The organism is Caulifigura coniformis, assembly GCF_007745175.1.
GTDB classification, from domain to species: domain Bacteria; phylum Planctomycetota; class Planctomycetia; order Planctomycetales; family Planctomycetaceae; genus Caulifigura; species Caulifigura coniformis.
This window is the reverse complement of the sequence record NZ_CP036271.1, coordinates 98,001-114,681: the sequence shown is the minus strand read 5'-3', so window position 1 is coordinate 114,681 and position 16,681 is coordinate 98,001. Positions and strand designations below refer to the sequence as shown.

Sequence of the window (16,681 nt, the reverse complement as noted above, 5' to 3'; positions counted from 1 at the left end):
GTTCTGGCGGAAGGAACTTTCTGGAGAGCGGGCTTTCCTGCGATTGGGCCACGTCGTGCGGCCTCGGCACACGGCTCCGCCAGTCCTCGGCGCGGCTCCTTGCCGTGCGCACTGGCGATCGACGGCGTGCGCAACCGTGATCCCCGACAGAATCGCCGCAGCCCGAATGACCTGAAAGCACTCCCGCCCCCGTGTACGATGCGATTTCGTTTCTGCTGCGTGTCCCCAGGTTCTCACTCCACGCCGTGCGACCAGACATGTCACGAACCCCTGTTGTGCGCTCCCTGCTGGTCCTGGCCCTCCTCCTCCCCGGGCTCGCCGCCTTCGGCGCCAATCCGATCAACGAGCCGGAACACGCCGGCTTCCAGGCGCTCGGCGAGGACGGCCGCATCCTCAACCTCAATTTCGAGAAGGGCGACCTCACCGACTGGACCGCCACCGGCAACGCCTGGGACAAGCAGCCCGTCAAAGGCGACCTCGATACCGTCCGCGGGGCGGCCCAGCCCAAACGCGCCCTCCCGACGGGCGACTACTGGATCGGCGGCTACGAGATCAGCGGCGACAAGGGCCAGGGCACGCTCTCATCGGTCCCGTTCCTCGTCACCCATCCCTGGTGCAGCTTCCTCGTCGGCGGCGGAAAGTTTGCGGAAACACGGGTCGAGATCGTCATTCCCGGGAGGAACGGCGCAGAAAGCGTCTTCTTCAAAGTCTCCGGGCCGGATGCCGAAGAGATGCGGCCCGTCATCGTCGACACATCGTCGCTGATGGGACGAAAGATCTTCATCCGGCTCGTCGACAGAATCTCCGGCGGCTGGGGCCACGTGAACTTCGACGACTTCCGCTTCCACACCACCCGGCCGAAGTTCAAGCAGACCGAACTCAGGCCCACGGCCCTCGTCAGCGTCACGGAGGTCTATCCGTATGAAGGCGTCACCGCAGCGGAAGCCGCGAAGGTCATGCAGGTTCCTCCCGGCTTCAGCGTGCAGGTCGCCGCTGCCGAGCCCGACATCGCCCAGCCTGTCGCCATGTGCATCGACGATCGGGGCCGGTTGTGGGTCGTCGAAGCCCACTCCTACCCGAAACGGGAAGAGGAAGGGAAAGGGAAGGACCGCGTCCTGATCTTCGAAGACACCGACCTCGATGGCACCCTCGACAAGCGGACCGTGTTCATCGAGAAGCTCAATCTCGTCAGCGGAATTGAAGTCGGTTTCGGAGGCGTCTGGATCGGGGCGGCGCCTTACCTGATGTTCATTGCTGACAAGAACGGCAACGACATCCCCGATGGCCTCGAGCCCGGCGCTCCCCAGGATGCCCAGCCCAACGGCGACGTCCCCAACGGCGCGGTCGTCCTCCTCGATGGCTGGCACTACGAAGACACCCACGAAACGCTGAACTCCTTCACCTGGGGGCCCGATGGCTGGCTGTATGGCTGCCACGGCGTCTTCACGCATTCCGTCGTCGGCAAGCCGGGCACTGCGGAGAAGGACCGCACCCGGATCAATGCCGGCATCTGGCGCTATCACCCCGTCCGCCATCAGTTCGAAGTCTTCTCCGAAGGAACCAGCAACCCCTGGGGGATCGACTTCGACGAGCACGGCCAGGCGTTCGCCACGGCCTGCGTCATCCCGCACCTCTACCACCTGATTCAGGGCGGCCGTTACCACCGGCAGGCCGGCCAGCACTTCAATCCCCACACCTACGACGACATCAAGACGATCGCGAAGCACCGTCACTACGTCGGCAATCAGTGGAACGTCAAGGACCGCGCCCGCAGCGACGATCTCGGCGGCGGACATGCGCACGCCGGGGCCATGATCTATCAGGGCGGAAGCTGGCCGAACGAGTACCGCGGCAAGCTGTTCATGCACAACATCCACGGCAACCGCGTGAATGTCGACGTGCTGAAACAACAGGGCTCCGGCTTCGTCGGAGATCGCAATCCCGACTTCCTGCTGACGGGCGACAAGTGGTCACAGATGATCGCCCTCCAGTACGGCCCGGATGGCCAGGTCTGGATGATCGACTGGTACGACGCGAATCAGTGCCACCGACCGGAAGAGGGAGCCCACGACCGCACCAACGGCCGCATCTACCGGGTCGTCTATAACAATACGAAGCCGGTGAAAGTCGATCTGCAGAAGATGACCTCTCTGGAACTGGCGAAGCTCTACAACCATTCCAACCTCTGGTACTCGCGGCACGCGCAGCGCATCCTGCAGGAGCGGGCCGAGGGCCGGCGTGACGCCGCGATGAATGCCCAGCTGGATGAAGCGTTCCAGTTCCTTTCGAAGCAGGTGAACGGCGGCGAGGCGAATGAAACCGGCCGCCTGCGAGCCTTCTGGATGTTCGCCATCCTCGGTGCAGCGCTTCCGCAGGACCCGGCGAATGCCGGTTTCCTCACGAACTCCTCGGCCTGGATTCGATCCTGGTACCTGCAGACGCTCGGGAACCAGCCGGACGTCGCGAGTCTCGTTCCGGCGGAGCTGGTCAAGCAGTTGGCAAAGCTCGCGGGTGACGATCCGTCGCCCGTGGTCCGGCTTTATCTGGCCTCACTCTGCCAGCGGTTGCCGCTCGACAAACGCTGGGACATCCTCGCCGGCCTCACCTCCCACTCCGAAGACGCCAGCGACCACAACCTCCCCCTGATGTACTGGTACGCCATGGAGCCGCTTGCGGATGCCGATCCGCAGCGGGCCCTCGCACTCGCCATCTCCGCCGGTGCGAGCATCCCCAGGCTGCAGGAACTGATGGTCCGCCGCCTCGGCAGCGGCGACCCCGCCACGACCCTCGAACTCCTCGCAAAAGGCCTCGAATCCGCGAAGGATTCCCCGACCCGCCTGATGTTCCTCCGTGGAATCAACGGCGCCCTCCGCGGGCGGAGTGAACTGACGGCCAACCCCACACTGGCGACGCTCGCCGAGAAATTCGGACACGACGCCGATCCGCTGGTCCGCGTGGAAGCCCAGGCCGCCTCCATGCGCTACCAGAACGCAACTGCGGCCGATGCCCTCCGGTCCTCCGTCGCCGATGCCTCGCTCCCCGTCGACGTCCGGCGGATCGCCTTCCGCTTCCTCGTCGAAGGAAAGGACAAACAACTCGCCAGCGTCATCAAGCCGCTGTTGCTCGACGCCGCACTGCGGCGCGAAGCCATTCGCGCGATCGCCAGCGATGAGAACACGGAAGCGGCCGACCAGCTCGTGGCCGCCTACGCCGCACTCACCCCCGACGAACGCCGCGATGCGCTCAACACACTCGCCGCGCGGCCTTCGTATGCCAGCCGCCTGCTGTCGGCCGTGCAGTCGAACGCCATCGCCCGGACGGAACTCTCCGCCGAGCTCGTCCGCCAGCTGCGAAACCTCAACAACGACGAACTGCGGACCCAGCTCGAACAGGTCTGGGGCGTCGTCCGCGAAACCCCGGCAGATCGCGCCGCACTCCAGGCGAAGTACACCGCCCTCCTCACCAAAGACAACGGACCGCCGAAAGACCGCGAGCACGGCCGGGCCGTCTTCGCGAAAACCTGCCAGCAGTGTCACACGCTGTTCGGAACCGGCGGCAAGGTCGGCCCCGACCTCACCGGCTCCAACCGGGCCAACACGGAATACCTGCTGTCGAACATCGTCGACCCGAGTTCGGTCATGGCCAAGGAATACCGGCCGACCGTCTTCGCCTTGGCGGATGGCCGCGTCGTCACCGGCATCATCAAGGATGAAAACGGACCGCTCTACACCGTCCAGACTGCGAACGAACTGATCACCTTCCCCAAGGACGACGTCGACCAGCGCAAGGACAGTGATCAGTCGATGATGCCCGACGACCTCCTGAAGAATCTCTCCGAAGCGGAAGTCGTGGCGCTCGCCGCCTATCTCCAGGGGCCGGGACAGACCCCCATTCAGGCGACCCCCGCCAACATCACCGGCTTCTTCAACGGACAGGACCTCACCAACTGGTTCTCACTCACCGAGCAGATCGCAACCGGCGAGGGACGTCAGCCCCCGGCCGGCCTCTCCTGGACCGTCGAAAACAGCGAGGTCGTCGGAAAATCGAACGGACTCAAACGCAACGAATTCCTCGTCAGCCAGTATTCGCTCAGCGATTTCCGCTTCGAGTGCGACGTGAAGCTTGTCGGCAATCAGGGGAACAGCGGCATCCAGCTGCGCAGCGTCCCCCTGCCGAACGGTGAAATGCGGGGATACCAGGCCGACATCGGAGCCGGCTGGTGGGGCAAGCTCTACGAGGAATCGGCCCGCGGACTGCTTGAGAACAATGATGCCGAGCGACACGCAAAGAAAGGCGAATGGAACCGCTACGAGATCGTCGCCGTCGGCAGTCGCGTGCGGACGTTCATCAACGGCGAACTCTGCGTCGATCGCGATGACCCGGCCGCGGCCCGCAGCGGCGTCCTCGCACTCCAGCTTCACTCGGGCGGTCCGACGGAAGTCCGCTTCCGCAACCTGAAGGTCACGCTGCTCGAACCCAACCCGGCGAAAGAACGTGTTCAGCCACCCGGCGGCGTTTCGGAAGTCGTCGTCATGGCCAACGCCGCAGCCGCAGGAACGGATGGAGCAGCCACCGGGAAAATCGACTTCGAGAAGACCGTCCTCGACCACGTCTTCCGCTCCGAAGGCGTCTGCATCGCCGATTTCGACAACGACGGCCTGCGCGACATCGCCGCCGGCTCGCAGATCTATTTCCAGTCGAAGGACGCCAGCGGCCAATCGAAGTGGACGACGAAAGTCATCCTCGAAAAGCCCGTCGAGTTCGCGACCAACGTCTACAGCCAGTCGTTCATGAACTGGGCCGAAGACCTCAACAACGACGGCCGGCTCGACCTGATCGTCGTCGACTTTCCCGGCAAGCAGACCTGGTGGTTCGAAAACCCCGGCAAGGCGAGCGGCGGTCGCGAGCCCGCTGACGACCCTCTTTTCGGACCGATCTGGAAGAAACATGAGATCACGCCGGTGACCAACAACGAAAGTCCGCAGTATGTCGACGTCGAAGGGGACGGACGTCGCGAACTGCTGATCGGCTACGGAGCCAAAACCATGGGCTTCGCTTATCCCAAGTCGTTTCCCGAGGCCGTCTGGAAACTCTCCCCCATCTCGCAGCCGGGAGTCCCTGGAACCGATCGCTTTTCACACGGCCTCGGCCTGGGCGACATCAACGGCGACGGCCGGAAAGATGTCTGCATCATCCAGGGCTGGTGGGAGCAGCCGGCCGACGCCGCCGACGCCCCGTGGAAGTTCCACGAGGCCCCGTTCGGAAAGGCCTGCTCCCAGATGTCCGTCTACGACTTCGACGGCGATGGCGACAACGACATCCTCTCCGCCAGCGCCCACGACTACGGCATCTGGTGGCACGAGAACAAAGGCCAGGCCGACGACGGCGAGATCGCGTGGCAGACTCACGAAATCGACAAGTCTTTCAGTGAGACCCACGCGGTCGTCCTGGCCGATCTCAACGGCGATGGACTGCCCGACTTCATCACCGGCAAGCGCTGGCATTCCCACAGCGGCAACGGCCCCGGCGGTCACGAACCGGCCGTCCTTCGTTGGTTCGAGTTGAAACGGGAGCAGGCAACGGAAATGGTCGACGGTCGCACCGTCACGAAGACCTTCCCGAAATGGATCAAGCACGAGATCGATGAAGACTCAGGCGTCGGCACTCAGTTCGACGTCGGCGACATCAACGGCGACGGCCTGCTGGACATCGCGATCTCCAACAAGAAGGGTTCGTTTGTGTTCCTGCAGACGCGGAAGTAGTTGTTCGCCTTGCGCAGGGAACACGATGCACGCGGAGGTCTGGTGCGCCTTTTTTCGATCATACTTGTCCTCCTGCAGCTGGCGGTCAGCCTGTTTCTGGTTGGCTGGATGCTGGCCAATGCTGGCCTGCTGCAGGGACCACTGTTGATCGTCGCCATCGGCCTGGCAGGAATGACGGTCGCAGCGATCGTCGCGCGCCTCGCGCTTGCCAGTCGCCGCCCAGCCCACCCATCACTCACGGAGGAGTCCCCTTGAAGACCTACGGAATCATCCCCGCCCGGCTGCAGTCCACCCGCCTTCCGCGGAAGCTGCTCCTCGCAGAAACGGGCAAGCCGCTGATCCAGTATTCCTGGGAGGCGGCAAAGAAGGCGTCGTCGCTTGATGAAGTCGTCATCGCGACCGACAGCGAGGAAATCGCCGCCATCTGCCGCGGCTTCGGCGCGAAGGCCGAGATGACCGGCGACCACCCCAGCGGATCCGACCGGATCGCCGAAGTCGTGAAGCGATCCTGCTCCGATGCCGATCTGGTCGTCAACCTGCAGGGGGATGAGCCCGAGATGGATCCCGCCGCGATCGACAAGCTGGTCGCGGCGATGAAGGCGCGGCCGGAAATCGAGATGTCCACCCTGGCGACTCCCATCACGAGCGCCGTCATCCTCGAGGACCGCGCCTGCGTGAAAGTGGTCTGCGCCGCCGATGGACGCGCCCTCTATTTCAGCCGGCTGCCGATCCCCTGCTTCCGCGACGGCGAGCCCGCCGATCTCCTCGCCGAACTGCGCGACGCCGGACGCAGCGGCCTGCAGTCTCCCTGGCTGCTGCACATGGGCATCTATGCCTACAAGCCCGAGTTCCTGCTGGCGCTCACTCAGCTTCCTCCGTCACGGCTCGAACAACTGGAAAAGCTCGAGCAGCTGCGTGCTCTGGAAGCGGGAGCCTCCATCCTCGTCGTGCAGGCGAAGCATGCGTCGCGAGGCATCGACACCTCGGCCGACTACCTGGCCTTCGTGGAACGCCATCGGGCGACGTAAGCAGCAGCTCGCCGGGAAACGTGCGCCTGGAAACGAAAACGCCCCGGCTGTTCTCAGCCGGGGCGAGCGAGATGTTGAGCTCGAGAATCGATCACGTCACGGAGGACGGCGATTCGATCGGAGGCTGCTCCGCATCCTTCTGGAGCGCTTCGTAAACTTCCTGGCGGTGGACCGGAACATCACGGGGAGCCTGGATGCCCAGACGCACCTTGTCCCCACGGATTTCCACCACCGTGATGACGATCCGATCGTCAATCACGATGCTCTCGTTCTTCTTCCTCGACAAGACCAACATGGTCAACTCCTGGCCGGAGGTGCGATCGGCATCATTCCGCTCGCGGGAGGGTTTCCTGGGATGAACCGCCGGCTGTGGTGATCCTCTACCGATGCCCGTTTCCAACTTTTACCCTTGACGATTCTACGAAGCCCGTTCTCGTCGTCAATTCTTGATTTCGGTGAATAATTCCTAAGATCGGCTCATCAAACCCCTTGGGACGCCCGAGACACCCCCCTTGCCCAAGCCCCGTCCCACCGCGAATTGCCTTAAGCCTGTCAGCAGATTATCTTTACAATCAATTCACACGGTCGGTTCCGGCGACGCCGGTCCCCGCCCCGGAATCGCGGCCTATTCCCGGATTTTTGCTCCAGATCCATTTCATGACGCTGTCGGACGGCGATCTTCTGGCCTCGATCCAGCGCGGCGACGACCCCGCGTTCGCCGAGCTTGTCGACCGCTACCGACCCCGACTCCTGCGGTTCGCCGTCCGCTCTACGGGCGATGCGGCCCTCGCGGAAGACCTCGTTCAGGAAACGTTCGCAGCCGTCTACGCGGCCAGCGCCAGCTACGACGCGCGGTTCGCCGTCAGCACCTGGATCTGGACGATTCTCCTCAATCTCTGCCGACGGTTTCGCCGCGGACAACGCTCCCGCGAACGGCTGCACACCGCCTGGGCCGCCGCAATGGCGAATCGCCCCCGGCCTGACGACACGGCCATCGATGACCTCGTACGGGACGAGCAGGCGCGACTGCTCCGCCTCCAGCTGGCCCGGCTTCCCGCAGCGCAGGCCGACGCGCTTCGATTGCGATTTTTCGCAGAGCTGTCGTTCGATGAGATTGCCGCGACGATGAACTCGAGTGTGAGCGGCGCGAAGGTCCGCGTTCGCAAAGGGCTGACCGCCCTGTCGGAACAACTGAGACGGGACGAGGCCGCGGAATACGTCACCGCTGCGCCTGCAGTCCTGAAGGACGATGTGACATGACCTGTGACGACGCCTTCGATCAACTCACCGCTCCCGGCCGCGCCGGCGATCCGGCCCTCGCCGCGCATCTGGCCGGTTGCAGCCGCTGCCGCGCCATGGCGGAGACCCTCGCCCCCGCGATCGCGCTCTTCCGCGAGCCGGCCGGCGACACTGCGCCGGTCGCCGCAGCAACGGCAACCGCCGTCGCGCGCCGCTCCGCCGCGAGGCTGAGTCGCAGGGCCAGCCGAACGTCGATTGCCCACTCTCCAGTCCGAAGAGGCCTCGCCCTCCTCGGCGCCGCGCTCGCCGGAGCCGCCTGCTGCCTCGCCGCGATCCAGTTGAGCGGCCGCGGAGACCATGCCGACGGCGAGATCGCCCGCTGCCCGAGAAAATCTCCCGAGGCTTCGAAGTGGATGGAGCGCCATTCCCTCCCCGTTGCCATGGCCTGCATCGCCTGCCATCCCTCAGGTGGCATGGGCATGTCGCCCCCGCTCCTGCGTCCAGCCTCTGCACTGGGCGGCTCGCTGTAAAACTCCGCCCCGGATCCGCCGGGCTCGCAGTGACGAACTGACAGATCCGCCGTCACGACGCGCCCCCCTTCCCGGCCCCGGAGACGAGGCGCGGCCTCTCTCATACGAAGAACGCGCAACCACAACGGAACCCAACGTCACGCTTTCGTCGAACGTATTCGAGGAGGAGGCGTCGAGCGGCAGTCCGGAGTCTGCATCCGTGGATCGGCTCGATCCTCGCCCTCCTCACGGACCCTCACGAATGCTCTCATTCGCGATGCACTTCGCCTCCGGCAACTCGCTGGTGTCCGGGCTCGTGATGCTGTTCGTCGCATACGCCCTGATTGTCCTGACGTCGAAGCGATCCCGCTGGCGCATGCGCACGCTGCGCCTGCTCGTTTTCCTCGGGGCCGCCTTTGTCGTTCTCTCGACGACCCCGCTGCCGAGAGCGGTCTGGGCGGCCCTCGGCATCAGCCTCCTCCCGCTGCTGGCGGCGCTGGTGATGCAGTCGAACGGTCGGCCCGGCCCGCGGTCAGCCCGCGCCGGCGCCCTGATGTTCACGGCGGTCGCGGCCGGAGTTCTCTGGAGCGAGTACGTCGCCGCTTCAACGCGGCTCCCCGCCGAGACGGCGACTCTCCCGATCATCGTTCTCGGCGATTCCCTCTCGGCCGCGGAAACCGATCCGAAACTTACAGCGTGGCCCGAACTCATCGCCGCACACGGCTGGCGCGTGACGAACAACGCCGGCATCGGCGCCACCGCCGCAACGGCGCTCCGGCAGGTCGCCAGCGTCGACACCTCGGACGCCATCGTGCTCATCCTGATCGGGGGAAACGACCTGCTGGGGCCCACCACTCCCGGGAAGTTCGAAGAAGCGCTGGAGGAACTCGTAAGCACTGCGTCCACCAAGGGAACGCAGGTCGTCTTGTTCGAGCTTCCCCTGCCGCCGTTCCGGTTTGAATGGGGAGCGATTCAGCGCCGCATCGCGAAGCGACATGAAGGCTGCCGCCTCGTCTCGCGGCGGATCATGGCCGCCGTCCTCGGTGGCGACGGAAATACCGTCGACGGAATTCACCTGTCGCAGAAAGGCCATGACGAAATGGCCCGGCTCGTGATGGAAACCGTCCTCCCGCCCCGATGACCACCGCTCTGTCGCCGCGGCTTATGTCCCGGCGACCACCTGCCTGAGCACTCCGACGAGGTTCCAGATCTGGGCCGGCTTCTCGAGATGGCGATCGAAGCCGGCCTGCTCGCTCAGATCGCGCGTCCCATACGCCGTCAGCGCCACCAGTGGAATCCGCTGGAACTCCGGGTGCGTCCGGAAATGCTGGGCGACCTCGTAGCCATTCAGTCCCGGCAGACAGATGTCGGAGACGACGCAGTCCGGGTGAAAACGCTCGGCGGCCGGTACCGCGTCCAGGCCGTTCTCGACCGCTTCGACTTCGAATCCGCAGACCTGGAGCAGCCTGCGGAACAGCCGCACCGCATCGAGATCATCTTCAACCAGGAGCACCCGGCAGCGCCGTCCCTCTGCAACCACACCAACACCTCATCGCCATTCGGTCGCAACCAGCGTGCAGGCGGACGGACCAGACCATCACTCGCGCCAAACCTGAGAATACGCTCAGGTTGCGGGCGGCCTAGCCCCGAATTCCCCTGAGACCCGCGATGGGTGTCGCGCGCCCGACGTGTGCGGGGCGGCGTTGGCGAGAGCGGCACGCCGGGAACGTGCTGAATGAAGCCTTCAAACAAGAAAAGGCCGCTCGTCGGAGCGGCCTTTTGGAAACCTGAACCAAGTGCCCAAGAGAGGACTCGAACCTCCACGGGTGTGAACCCACTAGCTCCTGAAGCTAGCGCGTCTGCCAGTTCCGCCACTTGGGCGGGCACTTGCTCATTGACACAAAAATCGCCGCGCCGGTTCAGATCGAATCGGGCTGCGATTTCTGAGCGGCGAGCAGTGTACGCAGAGGGCCGCCGGGCAGGCAACCCTGGAAGACCGCGGATTGCCACGCGGATCAGCCGGAGAATGCGGCCTGCCCGGTCCAACACCCCCGCCCTGGACCTAGATGTCCGTCGGCGGCTTGGGAGCCTGCAGTGCGGGGAATTTCTCGGGAGGCCCGGTGTCGTCCGCCGGCGGAGGGGACGCATCCTGCCGCCTTGGAATCGGCTGTGCGTCCTGCGGATTCAGCGAAGCCGGAGGCAGGGAGTTGGATGGGGCGTTCGTCCGCGATCGATTGACGTTCGCCGGGGGGGGCGCCGGGATCGTGCTGCCGCCAGCGTTGGGATCGACCGCGGGAGGAACCGACTTTCCGGGCGGAACCGTGCCAGGCGCCGGTGCGGCGTTGCCCGGCACGTTCGCGATGTTCTGGTTCGAATCGGCCGACAGGAAGGCCGTCAGCCACGGTTCGTTCCCCGCCACCCGCGTAGCGCTCTCAAACAGCGTGCGGGCGTTCGTCCGATCACCATCGAAATGGACCAGCACCCCCAGCAGGAAGATGCGCTCAGGATCGCGCGGATCGAGCCGCACGTATTCGGAGACCCGGTTCAACAGCGACTGCTTCTCGAACTGGTTGGCTTCGCCGAACAGCGCGGCGAGCGATTCGCCCCGGCTCGGCCAGGTGGGATCGAGCGTCAGGCCGTACTTCCACTGCTGCACCGCGTCGCTGTACCGCCGCTGCGCGGCGAGACAGATACCGAGCCCGAAGTAGTTGTCCGGAAGGTCTTCTGCGTCCGCAATCGCCCGGCGATATTCGAGCGCCGCCCCGGCGTAGTGCCCCATCTTGAACTGCTGGTCGGCCGTCGCCATGTGGCGCAGGCTGCGCTGCTGCTGTTCCGGCGTCGACGGCTTGAGGACCGGAAGTCGATCGGCGAGCGGAATCGGCTGTTCGCGGTTGCGCTCGTTGAAGCGGGCTTCCAGCTCATCAACCGGGTCGAGCGGATTCGGCGGCGGAATGATCTGCGGCGGAAAGGGAGCCGTAAAAACGGGGCCCGGGACATAGCCGTATCCGGCCGTTGACGGCGGGAACGCCGAGTAGCCGTACCCGTAGCCATACGGCGGAACGATCACCGGTCCGCCGTACGCCGCATACGGTGCGTAGTAGTTGTATCCGAAGGGAACGCCCACCCCGATTCCGATCGAGATGCCCCCTCCGCGGCCGCCGCTGTAGTTCCATCCGCCGCTGTACGGGCGGTTGGTGTTCCATTCGAAGCGGGTGCGCGGACCGGGCGAATGCCCCACGATCTGTGCGGATGCGGAAGATGACGCGGCCAGCGTCAGGGCGGCGGCGACAAGTAGGCGACGGGCCAGCATGATCGGAATACCTCCAGCCCTGTGCATGAACTACGAGACTTCCAGTCTCGCGACGGACAGTCGGTCGCCGCCAACGACCGGCTGCGGAGGTGCAGAACCCCGACGCAGCTTCAACACCCGAAATTATAGCCCCCGAACAGGTGGCGGTTTCAAGAGGCTGGTTTGAAAGATCGGCAAGGGCAGGCAGCCTTCCGGTCCGTCCACGACGCCGACTCCGAAAACGTCCGACCGATCAGGAGAAAATGCGGGGACTGGGCGGGCACAACCCAGTGCGAGCCCGGAATCCGGCTCCGAATCCCGTTCAACCGCCGACCCGCGGAGGATGCGACGGGACAGGAATCGGGGGACAAAAGCCGGGGTTCCTCCCTCGTGCCGGCCGATCTTTTCCATTGACGCCGCCGGGACAGGCGCGTAGGTTGATTGCGCGTCGTCCAAGATCGACGCCCAAATTCATGCACACCACCCACCAGCACCTGACCGATCGACCCGCCGTCCTTCACGGCCGGTTTTATGGTTTTGGGTTTTGGTATCCGACCGGGGTTTCCGGGCAGGAAACGGGTGAGGCTGCATAAGCACTCCCAGACTTCCAAGGCCCTGAAATCCCGAACGGATTTCAGGGCCTTTTTTGTTTTCCAGGCGGCGTTCCGACGGGTTTTCCCCTCAGGAGACCGCTGATCACGGCCCAAAGCCGAACCCCGACAGGTGCTGACATGATTCTGGTGATGAAAAAAGGGGCCACGCAGGAAATGGTCCAGCGGATGGTCCAGCGCGTCGAATCGATGGGGCTCAAGGCCCACGTCATCGTCGGCACCGAATTGACGGTCATCGCCGCCATCGGCGACGACCGCAACGTCAAGAAGGAGTCGTTCGAGTCGTGTGAAGAAGTGGAACGGCTCGTTCCGATTCTCGCCCCCTACAAGGTCGCCAGCCGCGAGACCAAGCCGGATGCCACCGTCGTCAAAGTCCGCGACCTCGTCGTCGGCGGCGGACACATCGGCGTGATCGCCGGTCCGTGCTCCGTCGAAAGCGAAGAGCAGATCATCCTCGCCGCGAAGAAAGTGAAAGAGGCCGGGGCGAAGGCGCTCCGCGGCGGAGCCTACAAGCCGCGGACCAGCCCCTACGCGTTCCAGGGGATGAAGGAAGAAGGCCTGAAGCTCCTGGCCGCGGCCCGCGACGTCACCGGACTTGCGGTCGTGACGGAAGTGATGACGCCGCACCACGTGGAAACCGTGGTGAAGTACGCGGATGTGCTGCAGGTCGGCGCCCGCAACATGCAGAACTACCACCTGCTCCAGGCCGTCGGCGAAACGCGCACGCCGGTGCTGCTCAAGCGCGGGCTCAGCTCCACCATGGAAGAGTTCCTTCTCGCCGCCGAGTACATCCTCGACCAGGGGAACCAGCAGGTGATGCTCTGCGAACGCGGCATCCGCACGTTCGAAACGCACACCCGCTTCACGCTTCCCCTCGCGAGCGTCCCGTACCTGAAGCAGAAGACCCATCTGCCGGTCGTCATCGATCCCAGCCACGGCACGGGCATCGCGTCGCTCGTCCCGCCGATGTGCCGCGCGGCCGTCGCCTGCGGCGCCGATGGACTGATCGTCGAAGTCCATCCCGATCCGAAAGAGGCCATCAGCGACGCTTCGCAGACGATTTCGCCCGAGGTGTTCGCTGAAGCTCTGGTGGAATGCCGACGCGTCGCCCACGCATTAGGATTCACCATGGATTGATGACGGAGTTGTCGTGCCACGGCTCTGTGAGCCGTGCGATCTTCCCGATGCTCGTGACAAGGGGGGGCGGCGGACGTCTGATCCGCCGCCTGGAACCGCATGGCCGATACGGCCGTGGCACTCTGCTGCAAACGAACTGCGAATGTCGACCGTTGAACGATTCCTGGGACTGATCCGCTTCAGCCACACGGTGTTTGCGCTGCCGTTTGCGCTGCTTTCTGCCGTGCTGGCGTGGCGCGACACCCCGTTCCGCTCGCAGGATCTCCTGGGGATTGTCCTCTGCATGGTCTTCGCGCGGTCGTCCGCCATGGCGTTCAACCGGTTCGTCGACCGCGACATCGATGCGGCGAATCCGCGGACCGTCGGACGCCATCTCCCGGCCGGACTCCTCAGCACCCGGGCGGTCATCGCCTTCATCGCGCTCTGCTCCGGCGCGTTCATCCTGTCGACCCTCCTGTTCCTTCCGAACCGCTGGCCGCTGTATCTGGCCGGCCCAGTGCTCGGGTTCCTGCTCGGCTATTCCTACGCCAAACGATTCACGTCGTTCTGCCACTACTGGCTGAGCGCCGCGCTGATGCTCGCCCCGATTGCCGCCTGGCTGGCGATTACGGGCTCGATCGCCTGGCCCCCGATCGTGCTGGCCGGAGTCGTCTTCTTCTGGGTCGGCGGGTTCGACATCATTTACGCGACGCAGGACGCCGATTTCGACCGTGAGAAAGGGCTGTTCAGCATTCCCTCGCGCCTCGGCGTGAAATCGTCGCTCCGGCTGGCCGCCCTGAGTCACGCACTGGCCATCGCCTGTCTGGCGGCGCTGTGGTGGGTCGCCCATCTCGGCCCGCTGTTCCTGCTCGGCGTGATCGCCGTCGCCCTCCTGCTCGTCTACGAGCATCTGTTGGTCCGCCCGGACGACCTCAGCCGCGTCAACGTCGCGTTCTTCAACGTGAACGCCGTCATCAGCCTGGGCCTTCTCGCCGTGGGGGTCCTGGACATCTGGATTTCGAAGTTCTGGACGTAGGTTCGACCTCCCTGGGGGCGGGTCGAGGGCATGAAGACCAAGAAGAACGGGGCCAGGGTGCTGTCTGTGAAGGATGCCCTTCCTCCCCGTGGCAGACGCTGCCAGCGTCTGAATTCGTCGACGCTGGCAGCGTCGACCACGACCGGACGGTCGGGGCGGGTGGCGCGGTCAGGAGACCGTGTTCCAACGCGGGCCGCTCACTCGGAATTCCCTGCGGGCCGGCCTGGTTCAGGCATCGGTCTTGTGCCGGACCGGCCGCCCTCCGATAATTCCGCGTCCCGACCTTTGATCGACCACTGAGACTGGCATGCCTGGATACGGCCGCCGCACTGGCCCCGTGTCGAACCGATCGAGAGGCCCTGGAGCGATGCGACGATCGTCCGCCTGCACGGCACTTCTTTTCGGGCTGACGGCCGCATTCGCGGGTCAGGCCGCGTTCGCCCAGGTTCTTTATCTCCCGACCGAACGACAGACGACGGGCAGGCGCGTGCGCAGCGCCTTCAAGGAAACGGCGTCGCCCGCAGGATCGTGGACCGTCGAAGTCCGCCGGGGCAAAACGCAGGTGGCCCTCGGCGTTGTCGTCTCTCCGAAGGGGCTGGTTCTCACCAAGCTCAGCCAGGTGCGACCGGGCGGAGGTCGCCCGGCGCAGCTCGCGTCCACGAAGGACTCAAGTGCTCCTGCCGCGCTGAAGTGTCTACTCCCCGGGGGCAAGCTGGCGGATGCGACCATTGTCGCCACTGATCCCGAGACCGACCTTGCACTGCTGAAAGTGGATGTCGACGGATTGAAGTCGACCGAATGGGGGAAGGACTTCGATCCACGGCTCGGGCGCTGGGTCGTCACCCCCTCGACCGGCGGCGTGGTGTCGACAGTCGGCATCGTCAGCGCGCAGTCCCGAAAAATTCCGGCGGAAAAGGTCTCGGGCGTGCTTGGCGTGCAACTCGACCGCGAAGGGGGCACCGCACGCATCATGCAGGTCTTTGACGACAGCGGCGCCAAGGCGGCCGGGCTCAAGCCGGGCGACCTCATCACCCGCTGCGACGACAACGAAATCCGTGACGGCATTTCGCTGATCACCCGCCTGAGGCAGATGAAGCCGGGCGAGGAAGTGACGCTCGGAGTGCGTCGTGAAGAAAAGACCGAGACGTTGAAAGTGACGCTGACCCATCCGTTCGGGGTGTTCCTGTCGCAGTTCGCCCAGCAGAACCGGATGGGAACCGAACTGAGCGAACGGACCGATGGCTACGAGGAAGTCTTCTCGCATGACGGCCACGTCGATCCGGATGAATGTGGCGGGCCGCTCCTCGACCTCAACGGCCGGGTCATCGGCATCAACATCGCCCGCGCCGGACGGACGGAGACGCTCGCGCTGCCGGTGAGCGCCGTGGAGAAGGCGATCGAACGGCTGCAGGCGCAGGTCAAAGCGCCCTCGACGAACGTGTCGACCGAGGGCAAGGCGAACTGACGGCGGCCGCGCGGCGTCAGCAGTCCGAGGCCGGCGGCGCCCAACCCGTGCGTTCGGCCCAGGCGTCCGCGCCGACCATGATGATGTCGCACACCGGGTCCTTGACGTCGTAGTACGCATCCGCATCGCTCGCGTGACGCTCCGCCAGCGCCCGCTTCACCTGCGCATAGGCCTCGGCCGCATCGCGATGCGCCCGCAGGTAGTCCCGGAACAGCAGCGGATATCTCTGGTTCGCGCGGCCCGCGATGCGGACATGCAGATTCACCCGCCGCAGTTCGGGCGAGTTCCTGAAGAACCACTTCGTCCATTCCGCAGGATCGTCCACTCCGCCAGGCGGCCGGTGGTCGCAGTCGATCCGCAGCACGCGCTGATACCCGGCGCGGGTGACCGCGTCCTCGATCGACGGTTCCAGCCCGGCGACGGTCACCTGGATGTCGAGGACGTCTTTCGCCGCCAGGCCGGGGACCGACGTCGAGCCGATGTGGTCGATGCGCAGCGCCTTCCGGCCCAGCGCGGCGCGCAGCCTTCCGCCGAGCGACTCGAACGCCGCTCGCCAGCCCGGCTGGTGGTTGACGATGACGATGCGTTCCATGCGACGAGGCCTCGCCTTCGGACGCTCGCGGGGG

Annotated in this window: 13 protein-coding genes and 1 tRNA gene; 9 read left to right on the top strand and 5 right to left on the bottom strand. The window is 65.1% G+C overall.

Going from position 1 to position 16,681, the window contains the following annotated elements; genetic code table 11:
• Positions 1-257: 257 nt before the first annotated feature.
• From Pan44_RS00525 to kdsB, 3 genes are read left to right on the top strand one after another with little or no spacing between them, the layout of a single operon-like run.
• Positions 258-5,762, top strand: coding sequence for a PVC-type heme-binding CxxCH protein (locus Pan44_RS00525; protein WP_145026166.1), 5,505 nt, complete (start codon positions 258-260; stop codon positions 5,760-5,762).
• Between the two features lie 42 nt (positions 5,763-5,804).
• Positions 5,805-6,017: a hypothetical protein gene (locus Pan44_RS00520; protein WP_145026163.1), complete on the top strand. Its 213-nt coding sequence runs from the start codon at positions 5,805-5,807 to the stop codon at positions 6,015-6,017.
• Positions 6,014-6,790: a 3-deoxy-manno-octulosonate cytidylyltransferase gene (kdsB, locus tag Pan44_RS00515; RefSeq protein WP_145026160.1), complete on the top strand. Its 777-nt coding sequence runs from the start codon at positions 6,014-6,016 to the stop codon at positions 6,788-6,790. Before Pan44_RS00520 ends, kdsB begins: the two co-directional genes overlap by 4 nt.
• A 91-nt stretch (positions 6,791-6,881) precedes the next feature.
• Here the strand turns inward: kdsB and csrA are convergent, their stop codons facing one another.
• Positions 6,882-7,085, bottom strand: a complete 204-nt coding sequence (csrA, locus tag Pan44_RS00510) for a carbon storage regulator CsrA (RefSeq protein ID WP_145026157.1) — start codon at positions 7,083-7,085, stop codon at positions 6,882-6,884.
• A 362-nt stretch (positions 7,086-7,447) separates the two neighbouring features.
• Here csrA and Pan44_RS00505 point away from each other — a divergent pair, with 362 nt between their 5' ends.
• From Pan44_RS00505 to Pan44_RS00500, 3 genes are all read left to right on the top strand, one after another.
• Positions 7,448-8,050, top strand: a complete 603-nt coding sequence (locus tag Pan44_RS00505; protein ID WP_145026154.1) for an RNA polymerase sigma factor — start codon at positions 7,448-7,450, stop codon at positions 8,048-8,050.
• Positions 8,047-8,559: a hypothetical protein gene (locus tag Pan44_RS27165; RefSeq protein WP_197453723.1), complete on the top strand. Its 513-nt coding sequence runs from the start codon at positions 8,047-8,049 to the stop codon at positions 8,557-8,559. The genes Pan44_RS00505 and Pan44_RS27165 overlap by 4 nt, the downstream gene beginning before the upstream one ends.
• A gap of 241 nt (positions 8,560-8,800) precedes the next feature.
• A complete protein-coding gene (locus Pan44_RS00500) occupies positions 8,801-9,679 on the top strand; it encodes an SGNH/GDSL hydrolase family protein (protein WP_197453722.1) in 879 nt (292 codons plus the stop codon).
• Between the two features lie 21 nt (positions 9,680-9,700).
• Here Pan44_RS00500 and Pan44_RS00495 read toward each other — a convergent pair whose 3' ends face one another.
• The 3 genes from Pan44_RS00495 to Pan44_RS00485 all read right to left on the bottom strand — a co-directional run bounded on the left by Pan44_RS00495 (position 9,701) and on the right by Pan44_RS00485 (position 11,848).
• On the bottom strand, positions 9,701-10,051 hold the full coding sequence (locus Pan44_RS00495; RefSeq protein ID WP_197453721.1) for a response regulator: 351 nt from the start codon (positions 10,049-10,051) through the stop codon (positions 9,701-9,703).
• A gap of 284 nt (positions 10,052-10,335) precedes the next feature.
• Positions 10,336-10,419, bottom strand: a tRNA-Leu gene (locus Pan44_RS00490).
• 181 nt (positions 10,420-10,600) lie between these two features.
• Complete coding sequence (locus tag Pan44_RS00485) at positions 10,601-11,848, bottom strand: tetratricopeptide repeat protein (protein WP_145026145.1); 1,248 nt, start codon at positions 11,846-11,848, stop codon at positions 10,601-10,603.
• 710 nt (positions 11,849-12,558) lie between these two features.
• Between Pan44_RS00485 and aroF the strand changes: the two genes are divergently transcribed.
• The 3 genes from aroF (at position 12,559) to Pan44_RS00470 (ending at position 16,055) form a co-directional block, all read left to right on the top strand.
• A complete protein-coding gene (aroF, locus tag Pan44_RS00480) occupies positions 12,559-13,575 on the top strand; it encodes a 3-deoxy-7-phosphoheptulonate synthase (RefSeq protein WP_145026142.1) in 1,017 nt (338 codons plus the stop codon).
• A 142-nt stretch (positions 13,576-13,717) separates the two neighbouring features.
• Complete coding sequence (locus Pan44_RS00475; protein WP_145026139.1) at positions 13,718-14,590, top strand: UbiA-like polyprenyltransferase; 873 nt, start codon at positions 13,718-13,720, stop codon at positions 14,588-14,590.
• Between the two features lie 367 nt (positions 14,591-14,957).
• Positions 14,958-16,055 carry a S1C family serine protease gene (locus Pan44_RS00470; protein ID WP_197453720.1) on the top strand — a complete coding sequence of 366 codons (1,098 nt, stop codon included), beginning with the start codon at positions 14,958-14,960 and terminating at the stop codon, positions 16,053-16,055.
• A gap of 16 nt (positions 16,056-16,071) precedes the next feature.
• Here Pan44_RS00470 and Pan44_RS00465 read toward each other — a convergent pair whose 3' ends face one another.
• Positions 16,072-16,647: a GrpB family protein gene (locus Pan44_RS00465; RefSeq protein ID WP_145026133.1), complete on the bottom strand. Its 576-nt coding sequence runs from the start codon at positions 16,645-16,647 to the stop codon at positions 16,072-16,074.
• Between the last annotated feature and the right edge of the window lie 34 nt (positions 16,648-16,681).

What these genes read in the sequence shown, in the direction of transcription:
- Pan44_RS00500 (WP_197453722.1), top strand. Translation starts at nt 8,801, where the DNA reads ATGCTCTCATTCGCGATGCACTTCGCCTCCGGCAACTCGCTGGTGTCC.
- Pan44_RS00485 (WP_145026145.1), bottom strand. Translation starts at nt 11,848, where the DNA reads ATGCTGGCCCGTCGCCTACTTGTCGCCGCCGCCCTGACGCTGGCCGCG.
- Pan44_RS00475 (WP_145026139.1), top strand. Translation starts at nt 13,718, where the DNA reads ATGTCGACCGTTGAACGATTCCTGGGACTGATCCGCTTCAGCCACACG.
- Pan44_RS00465 (WP_145026133.1), bottom strand. Translation starts at nt 16,647, where the DNA reads ATGGAACGCATCGTCATCGTCAACCACCAGCCGGGCTGGCGAGCGGCG.
- Pan44_RS00505 (WP_145026154.1), top strand. Translation starts at nt 7,448, where the DNA reads ATGACGCTGTCGGACGGCGATCTTCTGGCCTCGATCCAGCGCGGCGAC.
- Pan44_RS27165 (WP_197453723.1), top strand. Translation starts at nt 8,047, where the DNA reads ATGACCTGTGACGACGCCTTCGATCAACTCACCGCTCCCGGCCGCGCC.
- aroF (WP_145026142.1), top strand. Translation starts at nt 12,559, where the DNA reads ATGATTCTGGTGATGAAAAAAGGGGCCACGCAGGAAATGGTCCAGCGG.
- Pan44_RS00525 (WP_145026166.1), top strand. Translation starts at nt 258, where the DNA reads ATGTCACGAACCCCTGTTGTGCGCTCCCTGCTGGTCCTGGCCCTCCTC.
- Pan44_RS00470 (WP_197453720.1), top strand. Translation starts at nt 14,958, where the DNA reads ATGCGACGATCGTCCGCCTGCACGGCACTTCTTTTCGGGCTGACGGCC.
- csrA (WP_145026157.1), bottom strand. Translation starts at nt 7,085, where the DNA reads ATGTTGGTCTTGTCGAGGAAGAAGAACGAGAGCATCGTGATTGACGAT.